Source organism: Pedobacter sp. Leaf170, from assembly GCF_920984665.1.
GTDB lineage: Bacteria > Bacteroidota > Bacteroidia > Sphingobacteriales > Sphingobacteriaceae > Pedobacter.
Map to the genome: position 1 here is coordinate 1 of NZ_CAKLBP010000007.1, position 12,667 is coordinate 12,667.

The window sequence follows — 12,667 nt, forward strand, 5'->3', positions numbered from 1 at the left end:
GGATGGTGGACTACAATTACCATCGACCACACCAGGCATTAAACTTCAAATCTCCTGTAGATTTATTGCAGGAAATTTGAGGACAAAATTATACTTTTGAATGGTCTGAAAAACAGGGGAGCTTACATATTCATCCCTAAGTTGTTTTGTGCTAAAGACCAAAGCAGCCTTTATATCATCAGCTTCGAGGATGGGATGCTCCTCTAAAATTTGTTCGTGTGTCATACCAGATGACAGAAGTTCCATAATATCAATGACGGTAAAACGATTGCCTCTTATTGTTGGCTTACCGCCCATAAGTCCAGGGATGAATGTAATTCTTTCTAATAGTTTACTTTCCTGACTTTTCATATTTAAAGATAAGAAATAATTATATCATAAAAAAAGCGCTAAGTAAATACTCAGCGCTCATTGCGAAATCTTTGCGTTCTATGCGGTTAAATTTAATAACCTAAAATCTTCAAAACCTGCTTACTATTTTGTTCCTCACCAAAAACCTCAAAATTGAAACTTTCATCTCGGTTTCTGCGAATTAATACGTGTTTTGGACTTGGCAATAAACAATGATGAATGCCTCCGTAACCGCTTAAAACTTCCTGATAAGCACCTGTGTGGAAGAAACCCAAATACTGAACTTTACGTGTTTTAGGCATAAATACACTATTCATGTGTGCTTCCTGGTTGTAATAATCCTGCCCATCGCATGTTATACCACCCAAGTTTACCCGCTCGTATTCAGCATCCCAATTGTTAATAGGTAAAAGGATATATTTTTGGTTTAAAGCCCAAACATCAGGTAAGTTAGTAATAAAAGAACCATCTAACATTAACCAACGCTCACGGTCGTTTTGCTGCTTTCTACCTAAAACTTTATATAAAATACCAGAAGCTTCAGCAACCGTATATTTACCAAATTCGGTAATAATATCAGGTTCCATCACATCATGGATTGCACAAATCTCTTTTATCCTTTTTACAATTTCGTTTACCATGTATTCGTAATCGAAATCGAAAACTAACGAATCTTTAAATGGCATACCGCCACCAATATCCAAAGTATCTAAATCCGGATTAATTTTTTTGAATTTGCAATAAAGCGTTACGTATTTTTCTAACTCATTCCAGTAATAAGGCGAATCAGTAATTCCCGAATTAATAAAAAAGTGTAATAATTTAACGCGGAAATTAGGGTTATGAACGATTTTATTATTGTAAAATTCAATAATATCTTCCATACGTACGCCCAAACGCGAAGTATAGAATTGCGAATCTGGCTGTTCCTCAGCCGCAATACGAATACCTAAATTACAAGGTGTATCAATATCAACCTCATCATCAAAAAGGTTAAATTCCTCTTTGTTATCTAATACGGGAATAATGTTTTTATAACCATCGTGCAACATATCAATAATATATTGCTTGTATTGGTAGGTTTTAAAACCATTACAAATAATGGTTGTATCTTTAGTTAAATGCCCTTTTTTCTCCAAAGCATCAACCATTGGCATATCAAAAGCCGAAGAAGTTTCTAAGTGAATATTGTTTTTTAAAGCTTCCTCTACAATGTGGCGAAAATGCGAACTTTTTGTGCAATAACAATATTTGTAATCGCCACGGTAATTGTTCTTTAAAATAGCAGTCTGGAAAAGAATTTTCGCTTGCTGAATTTTCTTGCTCACCAAAGGTAAGTATGTGAAACGTAGGGGAGTACCGTAAGTTTCAATCATTTCCATCAGGTTTAAATCCTGAAAATATAATTCATCATCTATAACATCAAAGCCTTCTTGCGGAAAGCCAACACTTAGATCAAGAAATTCTGAGTAACTCTGCATTTATAATTAAATAATTTTTGCAAAAATGTAATTTTAAATCGAGAATTAATCCTTATTGAAAATATTTTTACTGTATAGAAACGCAATAGTTTTTGGCAATAGCCTTCATCACCTCATTTGTAAATTCTTAAATTAAATTCGTCTTTAAATCATCTCAAAACATGCAGTGTTCTTTCTGCGAAAAAAAGCAGGCTTTTCAGAGTAGTTTTTTAAAATCTGCCTTTATCATTATAAATCTTCAAGAAATTTTTTTTGAAAAGCAACTGCAGTGCTCATCGCTCCCGAAAGCCCTGCCATTCGCTGTAGCCCTCGTAAAAAACTCGGGGCTGTCGCTGCTGTCAGGTTTAAATTACGCAGTTAGTTATTACTATTTATGTTTTTTTTAAATGCCAAAATCTTCGTCCTTAATAGATGTTGCAGCAAATTAAAATTTTTAGATATGTAATTGATTTAAATTTTAATTATCTTTAAATCAGTGTATTAAACAATATTTTAGTTTTTTTAAAGTAATTATTTCTATCAAACGTCTTTATTAAAAACCTTAAACATTACATCTGTAAATATCTTTAATATGATTTCGATATTTAAAACCAATATTCAATCAGGAGTTGAATTAAATCAAATTGCACAACATTTAAACAACTTATTGTCTGGTGCAAGCTGGAGTGTAGATTTGGCCGACTGCGATAAAATACTCAGAATAGATTCTAGCGTAGATAAAATTGGCGACGCGGTTTCGCTATTAACCAAATTCGGTTACAATTGCGAGAACTTGCAGAACTTTTATGCACCGCCGGTTTGGTAGGGAATTGATCGTAAATGGCAGGTAAGAAGCAATCTATTAATGAACTGCACTAAAGAGTGTTTCCCCGAATTGTAGGGGCATGCTGTGCCTCGCAATGACATGAATATTTATTTTTACCCTTTTCTTAAGTATTTTGTTAAAATCACGATGGTTTGCCCTTCAACCTTGCCTTCAATTTGTTCGGTATTATCATGTACCAAACGGATATTTTTAACCACAGTGCCTAATTTTGCACTTAATGTAGAGCCTTTAACATCCAGTGTTTTAATCAGCACTACCGTATCGCCTTCAAATAAACGGGCGCCATTGCTATCCTGGTGAAATTCAACAGTGCCATCCAATTCATGGTCGCCGGTTTTCTTTGCCCAGTCCAGTGTTTCATCCTCAAGGTGCAAAATGTCTAAGCTGTCAGCCGCCCAGCCTTCATTTCTCAATCTACTTAACATTCTCCACGCTACAACTTGTACCGCCGGAAACTCAGACCACATCGTTTCTGTTAATATTTTCCAATAATTAGCATCAAGTTGTTCAGTTTTTTCAATTTGATCTAAACAAGTTTTGCACACTAAAATGCTATTATCTGTATTGGCGTTGCTTGTTGGAGGAACTTCGTAAACGTATAAATTATTTTCAGCGGTGCATAATTCGCACTTATTGTCAGCACGTTTTTGCAATTCTTGTATTAAAGACATTTCAATATTGGATTTTTGGCGAAAGTAATAAAACTATCTTGAATGGATTGTGAGGTATATCACATTTGTTTCTGCCAGTGAGACATCAGCTGATAGAGAGGATGAATTAATTTAGATTCATCATTGCGAGGCATGAAGCAATTTTGGGCGATAGATTCTCTAAAAGATTGCCTCCCCGAATTGTTGGGGCAGGCTTTGCCTCGCAATGACGCAAATAGTCTAATGCTTAATTTCAGGTAAATGAATTTCAGCCAACATACACCTTGCGCTACCGCCACCATTTTTTTCTATGGTGTAAAGCGGTGCATAAATAATCCGCGAATATTTTTCTAATGTATTGATTTGATTTTTTGTTAATGAACGATAAGCTTGCTCAGACATTACTAACAAACTTTCTCCGTCTCCAGTAGCAACTTGCAGCATATTACCTGCAAAATGGTTCATCTGGTCAAAGCTTATCGTAATAATTTCCTTACCAGTTGATGTGATTACTTTATGTACAAAATCGCGTTCATAAAGATTTGGAATTGAATCTAAACAGATTACTGCAAACCGATCACCAATGCACATCATCACATTGGTATGGTATATCGGGAATCCACTTGCATCAACTGAATTAAATATAACCGATTTATAACCGGCTAACTGGCAAAAATTATTAAACGCCTCTACTTCGGTTCGGATGCTTAAACATGCGTAAGCGATTTTGTTTATCCTATCTAATACCATGCTACCGGTACCTTCAAGGAAAATATTGGCAGTTTCGTAAAAACTTAAATCGTTAATATAACTAACTTCAAATTTATCTTTCAAACCATCTAATATCTCTTGTCTACGCTCCAACCTGCGGTTTTCAGAAAACATTGGATAGAGAAAAATAGCTCCATCATCATGAAACGAAACCCAATTGTTTGGGAAGATAGAATCCGGCGTTTCTGGTTGTAAGGTATCATCAACAACTGTTACATCAACATTGTTGGCTCTTAATAAATCTACAAAACCATCAAACTCTTTCAAAGCCTGAACTTGCACATCACTTTCGGTTGAAGCAACCTGAAATTTATTATTTTCTGCCGTTTGCTCGTTGAATTTAAAATCAACCGGGCGTATCATTAAAATGTGGTTTGTTGTTTGCATTTTTAGGTTGTAAGTTTTAGGTTATAAGTTTTAAGTCGTGTGTTCTAATCGTATCACGTATAACTTAAAACCTATAACTTAATTCGTCTCTCAAAATTGGTAAACTCATGCAATGGAAGCCTCCACGGGCACGAGATAATTCTGCCGAAGGCATTAAAATTAAGGTATCGGTAATGGTTTCGGTATCTACTTTCCCACTTTCTAAATCCTGTATCAAATCTTTAACATCCACCACATCAAATCCGGCGGCTTTAAAGGCTTCAACTGTTTTATCGTTTCTGTCGTAACCCAAAACAACGCCTTCTTTAATGGCTAAAAGATTGCAAGAATCTGTCCATTGTTCCCGAGAATCATAAGGAAAAGTATTGTTTCCGCTGTAGATAATTTTGGTTGGTTTATCACTTTTTAAATCGTTCTGACTGATGTCGTTCAATAGTGCCTCTACGTGTTCGAACACCTTAGGCTGACCAGGGTTTGATTTCGTGAATTGAATTGCTGTGGTGGACTCAAGCTGTTCTGGCTCTTTTAAAAAATTTATAGGCTCATGCGGGTTATACTTGGGCGAATGCGCTATTGTGTTCAAAATTACCCATGTGTTTCGGTTTACTTGCGTAAAAACCGTATCCAGGTGCATATAATCTCTTTTACTCGGGATTTTAACCACCGTTACTTTTTCTACAACATTATTCTCGAACAGCAATTTAATAGCTTCATTTGCGCCATGTTCTGATGTTCGCTCACTGCAGCCAATCAGTACATGATTTTCGCTCACCATCATTACATCGCCGCCTTCAAGCGTAGTGCTAAAAGCAGGTTCATCGCCGGGGCGAAGGAAATGCATGGTAACATCAGGTATTTCGAGTACATTTTTGCGATAAGCTTCAAATAGCGGATGGTTAAAGAATATATAACGCATTAAAAGCGTTTCGCGAACGCGGGCTTTTTTTGCCGGTTTATTTAAAAGTATATAATTGTTAATTGTGGTGCCAACATCCCTGGTAAAAATTAAGTTAGGGATTGGTGCAAAAATCATCGTATCGTTGCCTAAAGTTCCGGATATAAAGATTTCGGCTAATTGTTTAGGGTCGGTATCAATTAATTCTAACTGAACTTTGTAGGTAACACCTTCTATTGCACAAACGGCTGCAACCAATTTTTTTCTAATTGATTCATTTTCGAGCATTTCGCTTAATAAATTCTGAATCTCGATAACAGATTTAGAACTATGAAAATCTGGATGGTTTGGTTTGTAGAAGTTTCTGTTTCCTTCTTCCGAATCAATTTCTGCAAGCTTTCCTTTGATTTTTTCAGGGTCGAGGAAATACATGAGCAACTTTATGTAGTAATCGTACTCACCTTTGCGGATGGTATCTAAGTGCACAATGTCTTCAAAAAGCCAATCTTGTGCTTTTGATGGCACAACTTTTCCTAAACCACTATCAGGACTGTGAATTAACAACTTACGCAACCGACCGATTTCGGTTTTTACGTTTACTTTAAAATTCTGATTTTCTGCGCTCATATATAAGTTAGTTATTGCAAATTTATTAGAATTATTCAGATATGAGAATTGAGATTGTAGATTTGAGATAGTGCTGCACAATAACGGTTCTTTATAGCACAAGCCCGGATTAACTAAACCTTCAATTACCATGGTCTGTGTCTTTACATGTAATTTAGTTTGATAAAAGATGTATTTCGGTCTGTGGAGACACAAACCGAGGCGTTAACTCAGCATTTAGATGCACAAAGCTGGATATGCACGCAGTAAGAAGGTACTTGGTTTATTGCATAAGCCCGGGTTAATTAAACCTCATAGCAACGGCAGCGCCCGATTTTCGATTTTTCATCGAAATAAATCGGGACTAAAGTGGATAGGAGGACTGATGTGCGCCAAGCGTACTGAAATTGCTTTTCAAAATTTAAATATTATAGCTCAGGCTTTGGTCTTTCAGCTTTCCGCTATAATACCTATTTTTGCGCCATGAATTTTATTATTACCGCTACGCTTGATGCTGTTAAAGCGCTTTATAACGAAGAAATAGCTGAAAGTGTTATCAATATACAAGAAACCCGCAAAGAATTTGAGGGACAGTTTACTATTGTTGTCTTTCCGATTACCAAAATTTCAAAGAAATCTCCAGAACAAACTGCAAACGAAATAGGCGAATATTTAGTTGTAAAAGTTGAAGAGGTTACTGCTTTTAATGTTGTAAAGGGATTTTTGAACCTGAGCATTTCAGAAAGTTATTTTTTAAAGCAGTTTAATGAAGAAACCCTTGCTGATGATTTCGGGGTTTTTAAAGCAAACGGAAAAAAGGTAATGGTAGAATACTCATCTCCAAATACCAATAAACCGCTGCATCTTGGTCATGTTCGGAATAATTTACTAGGCTATTCGGTTTCTGAATTGCTAAAAGCATACGGGTATGATGTTGTAAAGGTTAACCTGGTTAACGATAGAGGAATCCATATTTGTAAATCGATGCTGGCCTGGCAAAAATGGGGTAATGGAGAAACGCCGGAAAGCTCGGGTTTAAAAGGCGACCATTTAGTTGGTAAATACTATGTGATTTTTGATAAGGAATATAAAAAAGAGATTGATGCGCTAAAAGCTGAAGGAAAAACTGAGGAAGAAGCAAAGAAAAATGCACCGTTAATTAAAGAAGCACAGCAAATGTTGCTGGCATGGGAGCAAGGCGATGAAGCAGTAGTTTCGCTTTGGAAAACCATGAATGAGTGGGTTTATGCGGGTTTTAACGTTACCTATAAAAATCTGGGTGTTGATTTTGATAAATTTTATTATGAAAGTAATACCTATTTATTAGGGAAAGATACGGTTGATGAAGGTTTAGCGAAAGGTGTTTTCTTTAAAAAGGATGATGGATCTGTTTGGATTGATTTAACTGCCGATGGTCTGGACCAAAAACTGGTTTTACGTGCCGATGGAACATCGGTTTACATTACGCAGGATTTAGGAACTGCTGCAATGAAATATGATGATTACCAAATGGATGAATCTATTTATGTTGTTGGAAATGAACAGGATTATCATTTTAAGGTATTGTTCTTAATTTTAGATAAACTGGGTAAAAGTTGGGCAAAAGGTTTATATCATTTATCTTATGGTATGGTTGATTTACCAAACGGTAAGATGAAAAGCCGTGAGGGAACCGTTGTTGATGCGGATGAACTGATTGCGGATATGATTGCAACTGCTCAGGAAAAAACGGAAGAATTGGGTAAAATCAATTATTTCTCGGATGAATACAAAACAGAGCTTTACAAAAATATTGGTTTAGGTGCTTTAAAATACTTTTTACTTAAAGTAGAACCGAAAAAGCGTTTGCTTTTCGACCCAAATGAGAGTATTGATTTTCAGGGTAACACCGGACCATTTATCCAGTATACGCATGCCAGAATAAAATCATTGTTAAGTAAAGCTGCATACAAACCTGAAGTGGTTGGTCCGGATGCTGGTGCGTTGTTGCCTGTAGAATTGGAAATGATGATGTTGCTGACAAAATATCCTTCAGAAATAGAGATAGCGGCCAAAGCGCATAGTCCCGCGAGTTTAGCAAACTATTTATATGAACTAGCTAAGTTATTCAATAAATTTTACCATGAGATTCCGCCGATTGTAAAAACGGAAGCTGGCGCAAGCAAACAATTCAGGCTTAACTTGAGCAAGAGAACAGCAGATATTATTTATAAAGGTATGTTGATTCTGGGAATTACTTCGCCAGAAAGGATGTAAGAGCTATGCATGTTGTTTGATGGAGATGGATGATGTAAAATGGAAGATGGATGATGTTTGATGGAAGATGGAAGATGTACAGTGGAAGGTGTTTGATGGGAGATGTATTTTAGGGAGTTTTTTCCTGAAATCTTTAATCAACTTGTATGTATGAATTAATTTTGCTTTGCATTGCAGCCTTTGCTGCAGGATTTATAGATGCAATTGTAGGTGGTGGCGGTTTATTACAGACGCCTGCTACCTTGCTGATTCTACCAAATTATCCGGTGGCAACCTTGTTGGGCACAACTAAAATTCCATCGATTGCCGGAACCACTCTAGCTGCCATTAAATATTCGAAACATGTAAAATTTAATTACCAGGTTTTGGTGGCTTGTGCAATTACAGCATTTTTTTCTGCTTTAATGGGTGCATTTTTGGTGAGTAGGATTGATAATTCGGTTATAAAGCCTGTTATTCTGATTGTTTTAATTTTGGTTGCGTTATATACCTATTTCAACAAGCAGTTTGGTATTCATCAAGCTAAAGCTCATTCTATAAAACAGCAGGTTTTAATGGCTATGCTTTTTGGACTAGTTATTGGTTTTTATGATGGTTTAATTGGCCCGGGTACAGGTTCTTTTTTGATATTAGTTTTTATAGCCGTGCTTGGTTTTGATTTTGTAGCGGCAAGTGCACATGCTAAAGTTGTAAATATTGCAACCAATTTAGCTGCAATATTATACTTTAGTTCAACCGGACATATTTTATTTCAATATGCCATTCCAATGGCTTTATTTAATATTAGCGGAGCATATTTTGGTACTAAATTAGCTTTGCTAAAAGGAAATAAATTTATACGAATCTTTTTCTTAATCGTTGTTTTTGGTACAATATTAAGGTTTGCTTATGATGTTTTATTGAAATAATCTGTAATCAATTATCAAATAATTAATAACAAATTTCAATATCTAATAATCAATATTTAATATATAACATCAAAGGTTTTAATTGTTATTGATTCAATACACGTTGCTCCTTACCGAATGCCCGCAAGTCGGCAAACAATTTCCAATCTTTAGTAGATAGCATACTTGCGCAATTTTCAATTAATTATGGACAAGTATTTTAGGAGCACAACAGTTTAAATTTGTTAAGCTTTGTTGACCTTCTTTAATCTTGTTTTACAGCTACAGCCTTCTTTTTCCTGAATGTTGGGAAACTCATCGGGCTTTTTGCAGGTCTTTCATCACCCAATAGGGCACCCCATTGTTTAAATATATCGGTGCGGTCGAAAATAATTTTTAACACCGCTACTATCGGCAAGGCTAGGAACATACCGGAGACGCCAGCGATACTTCCCCCAATAAATACCCCTAAAATAGCAAACAATGCATTAATTTTTACTTTAGAACCAACAATACGTGGCATCAGAATATTGTTATCTAAGAATTGAACGAATGCGATAACTCCTAAAACCGTTAATACCGGCCATAATTCTTGTGATGAGGTTAGTGTTAGCAGTACGCCAATCAGGTTTCCGATTAATGCGCCTACATAAGGTATTAAATTTAATATGGCGAAGATTACACCAATTAGCAAGGCGTGTTTTATGCCGATTAACATTAAAATTCCACCCAATAAAATAGTCATATAAGTAATCTGAATCAATAATCCTATCAGGTAGCTTTTGATGATAGATTCTGTTTCGTAAATAGCATCTTTAACCTTTGGATGGTGTTCTGTGTTGAACCACATAAAGATAAATCTTAGTAAAATATCTTTATAAAAAAGCATTAAGTAGATATAAATTGGCAGTAAACCAATAAATACAAATACACCACTTAAGGTTACTGCCGCACCACCAGCCATTGATGTGCCCATATTCATCAAATCATCACTTTTGTCCTGGATAAAGGCTTTTTGTTGGTTGGTATCGTATTTAGAAACCCTGCTTATCCATTCGCTCAATGATGAAATATGTTGATTAACGTTTTGCTTTATTTGCGGGAAATCCTCTGCCAGGATGCCAATCTGATTGGAAAAGAACCAGATGATTAATCCGACAAAGAATACCATCAATAAAATTGGCAAAATGATAGATAAGGTTTCCGGGAACTTTTTACTTTTTAAAAAGCGATAAACCGGAAGTAGCATAATGCTTATGAAAAATGCCATTAAAATCGGCATTATAATGTCGCGACCGACCACCATTACCGCTACCAAAGCGATTAGGCCTAGTAATTCAATCGAACGTTTAACGGTTAAAGGTAAATTATTAGTCATAGTTTTGAGGTTTTCAGATAAACAGCCATTGCATCTAAATGTTTTAAGAATAATGATAATTGAGTTTGTTAATGTTTAATCGCTCCTTTCAACATTGAAAATTTGTTTAACAGGATATTGTTTTTATTTAATCCTTTAGATATTGAAAATTTGTCTAACTAGTTATTGTTCACTTGCTCCTTTGTACATTGAAAATTTGTTTAATTGGTTATTAATAATTGGCTTTTACCTAATTTAGGTATTAGCAAGTTAAACCCAGTGCGATATATTTTCCTTAAATTATTACTTTATCCTCATACTATTCATCATTTATTAAATTATTTTTGCGCTCGCATTAAAATAAGACATGGACAATCAGGATACTATCATTGCATTATCAACGCCACCAGGTTCGGGTGCTATTGGCGTTATACGTTTATCAGGCCCTGATGCCATACGCTTGAGTAATGCTGTTTTCTATGGTAAAAACCTTGAGGAGCAGGCCAGTCATACTTTACATTTTGGTTTAATTAAAGATGGTGAAAGTATTGTTGATGAGGTTGTTGCGGGATTGTATGTGGCGCCAAAGTCTTACACTAAAGAGCATGTTGTGGAGATTTCCTGTCATGGCTCTAACTATATTATTCAACAAATTATTAACCTGCTGATTAGTAAAGGGGCGAGGGCTGCAAAGCCTGGTGAGTTTACTTTAAGGGCTTTTTTGAACGGCGCTTTTGATTTAAGTCAGGCAGAGGCAGTTGCCGATTTAATTGCTTCAAATTCTAAAGCTTCTCACGATGTAGCCATGCAGCAAATGCGTGGCGGCTTTGCTACCGAACTAAAAGCTTTACGAGCGCAGTTAATTCATTTTGCATCGATGATTGAGCTTGAACTCGATTTTGCGGAAGAGGATGTAGAATTTGCTAATCGCGAACAATTACGTGCATTAGTTACTAAAATCAATCAGGTTTTAGGTAGATTGATTTCTTCTTTTGAAATGGGTAATGTAATTAAAAACGGTGTCCCCGTGGTTATTGCCGGTAAGCCTAATGTTGGTAAATCGACCCTTTTGAATGCACTTTTAAATGAAGAACGAGCCATTGTTTCGGACATTGCCGGTACTACCCGTGATACAATTGAGGATGAATTGACAATTGGCGGCGTGGTGTTTCGTTTTATTGATACCGCCGGGATTCGCGATACCGCTGATATTATTGAAGCGCTCGGCGTAGAGCGTACGCTCGAAAAAATGAAGCAGGCCAAGCTGATTATTTATATGGCAGATGCCAGCCAAAGTATTGCAGAGCTTGAAGAACAAATCCGTGGTTTGGTTCAGCTTGATATTCCTTATTTGATTTTATTGAACAAGGCCGACTTAATCAGTGATGAGCAGCAAAAAGCTTACAAGGATTTAAGTGTTGTCTTTATTTCTGCAAGGGATAATAAAGGTATTGAAGAGCTTAAGGCAACTTTGTTAGAACAAGTGAATTTACACCACATTAATACCAGCGAAACATTAGTAACTAACATCCGCCATGTTGAAGCATTAAAACAAACGGAAAATGCTTTGCAAAGGGTATTGGATAATGTAGATAATCCGGTTACTTCTGACTTTTTAGCAATGGATATTAAACAGGCACTTCACTATCTGGGCGAAATTACGGGAACGGTAACTACGGATGATTTGTTAGAAAATATCTTTACTAAGTTCTGTATCGGGAAATAGCATCCATCATTAATTAAACATCATCTTCGATTTGGCGGGACACATCTCCATAACTATTGGATTAAAAAAGCTGAAAAATCAATTTAGTACTATTACAGTACTCTATCTATGCTTTATCCCTACTTGATCTACGCTTTATCTGTACACTTGCGTGGGGGTTGAGGGTCATAAGGTTTATACGATAATTACTGTAGCGTGATATGTTTGAAAGGATGGGTTTTAGAACCTGTAAACAGGTTTTTTATGGAAAATAATTACCAATAAACCATTCGCTATCAGTTAAGTTTGGTATAACAATTTCTTATTTTTGAGTATGTCTGGAACATTAAATATTAAAAACAATGGTTCAATAGCTTACATCTGCATAAGTGAACTGCCATTATATGAGCATGAGCCTTTTTTCTTTGTTTATTGAGTTTTTGGATACTTTCCTAAACGTTTTGTTCCAGCGTCTCTTATCGTGTTTTTCGGTTT

10 protein-coding genes are annotated in these 12,667 nt (G+C 35.8%); 4 read left to right on the top strand and 6 right to left on the bottom strand.

Going from position 1 to position 12,667, the window contains the following annotated elements; translation table 11 throughout:
• Nucleotides 1–45: 45 nt before the first annotated feature.
• Entirely contained in the window at nt 46–351 is a 306-nt protein-coding gene (locus LUA90_RS15770; RefSeq protein ID WP_231491615.1) for a DUF433 domain-containing protein, read from the bottom strand.
• Nucleotides 352–443: 92 nt separating this feature from the next.
• Nucleotides 444–1,832 carry an arginine decarboxylase gene (locus LUA90_RS15775; protein ID WP_231459821.1) on the bottom strand — a complete coding sequence of 463 codons (1,389 nt, stop codon included), beginning with the start codon at nt 1,830–1,832 and terminating at the stop codon, nt 444–446.
• A gap of 571 nt (nt 1,833–2,403) precedes the next feature.
• Here LUA90_RS15775 and LUA90_RS15780 point away from each other — a divergent pair.
• Nucleotides 2,404–2,637, top strand: coding sequence for a hypothetical protein (locus LUA90_RS15780; protein ID WP_231459820.1), 234 nt, complete (start codon nt 2,404–2,406; stop codon nt 2,635–2,637).
• A 113-nt stretch (nt 2,638–2,750) separates the two neighbouring features.
• Here the strand turns inward: LUA90_RS15780 and LUA90_RS15785 are convergent, their stop codons facing one another.
• From LUA90_RS15785 to LUA90_RS15795, 3 genes are all read right to left on the bottom strand, one after another.
• Nucleotides 2,751–3,329: an alkylphosphonate utilization protein gene (locus tag LUA90_RS15785; protein WP_231491616.1), complete on the bottom strand. Its 579-nt coding sequence runs from the start codon at nt 3,327–3,329 to the stop codon at nt 2,751–2,753.
• Between the two features lie 219 nt (nt 3,330–3,548).
• Nucleotides 3,549–4,466, bottom strand: a complete 918-nt coding sequence (ctlX, locus tag LUA90_RS15790; protein ID WP_231491617.1) for a citrulline utilization hydrolase CtlX — start codon at nt 4,464–4,466, stop codon at nt 3,549–3,551.
• A 64-nt stretch (nt 4,467–4,530) separates the two neighbouring features.
• Nucleotides 4,531–5,988 carry an arginine deiminase family protein gene (locus tag LUA90_RS15795; protein WP_231491618.1) on the bottom strand — a complete coding sequence of 486 codons (1,458 nt, stop codon included), beginning with the start codon at nt 5,986–5,988 and terminating at the stop codon, nt 4,531–4,533.
• A 462-nt stretch (nt 5,989–6,450) separates the two neighbouring features.
• Here LUA90_RS15795 and argS point away from each other — a divergent pair, with 462 nt between their 5' ends.
• Together argS and LUA90_RS15805 are read left to right on the top strand one after the other, a co-directional pair.
• Nucleotides 6,451–8,223 (top strand): arginine--tRNA ligase, encoded by a 1,773-nt coding sequence (gene argS, locus LUA90_RS15800; RefSeq protein WP_231491620.1) that lies wholly within the window; start codon nt 6,451–6,453, stop codon nt 8,221–8,223.
• A gap of 146 nt (nt 8,224–8,369) precedes the next feature.
• On the top strand, nt 8,370–9,131 hold the full coding sequence (locus LUA90_RS15805) for a TSUP family transporter (protein WP_231491621.1): 762 nt from the start codon (nt 8,370–8,372) through the stop codon (nt 9,129–9,131).
• Between the two features lie 244 nt (nt 9,132–9,375).
• On the opposite strand, the gene LUA90_RS15810 is transcribed toward LUA90_RS15805, so the two are convergent.
• Entirely contained in the window at nt 9,376–10,488 is a 1,113-nt protein-coding gene (locus LUA90_RS15810) for an AI-2E family transporter (RefSeq protein WP_231459814.1), read from the bottom strand.
• 346 nt (nt 10,489–10,834) lie between these two features.
• Between LUA90_RS15810 and mnmE the strand changes: the two genes are divergently transcribed.
• Nucleotides 10,835–12,193, top strand: coding sequence for a tRNA uridine-5-carboxymethylaminomethyl(34) synthesis GTPase MnmE (mnmE, locus tag LUA90_RS15815; protein ID WP_231491622.1), 1,359 nt, complete (start codon nt 10,835–10,837; stop codon nt 12,191–12,193).
• Nucleotides 12,194–12,667: the final 474 nt, after the last annotated feature.

Bases quoted from the DNA above. Each gene is read 5' to 3' on its own strand.
- LUA90_RS15785 (WP_231491616.1), bottom strand. From the start codon at position 3,329: ATGTCTTTAATACAAGAATTGCAAAAACGTGCTGACAATAAGTGCGAA.
- mnmE (WP_231491622.1), top strand. From the start codon at position 10,835: ATGGACAATCAGGATACTATCATTGCATTATCAACGCCACCAGGTTCG.
- argS (WP_231491620.1), top strand. From the start codon at position 6,451: ATGAATTTTATTATTACCGCTACGCTTGATGCTGTTAAAGCGCTTTAT.
- LUA90_RS15780 (WP_231459820.1), top strand. From the start codon at position 2,404: ATGATTTCGATATTTAAAACCAATATTCAATCAGGAGTTGAATTAAAT.
- LUA90_RS15795 (WP_231491618.1), bottom strand. From the start codon at position 5,988: ATGAGCGCAGAAAATCAGAATTTTAAAGTAAACGTAAAAACCGAAATC.
- ctlX (WP_231491617.1), bottom strand. From the start codon at position 4,466: ATGCAAACAACAAACCACATTTTAATGATACGCCCGGTTGATTTTAAA.
- LUA90_RS15805 (WP_231491621.1), top strand. From the start codon at position 8,370: ATGTATGAATTAATTTTGCTTTGCATTGCAGCCTTTGCTGCAGGATTT.
- LUA90_RS15775 (WP_231459821.1), bottom strand. From the start codon at position 1,832: ATGCAGAGTTACTCAGAATTTCTTGATCTAAGTGTTGGCTTTCCGCAA.
- LUA90_RS15810 (WP_231459814.1), bottom strand. From the start codon at position 10,488: ATGACTAATAATTTACCTTTAACCGTTAAACGTTCGATTGAATTACTA.
- LUA90_RS15770 (WP_231491615.1), bottom strand. From the start codon at position 351: ATGAAAAGTCAGGAAAGTAAACTATTAGAAAGAATTACATTCATCCCT.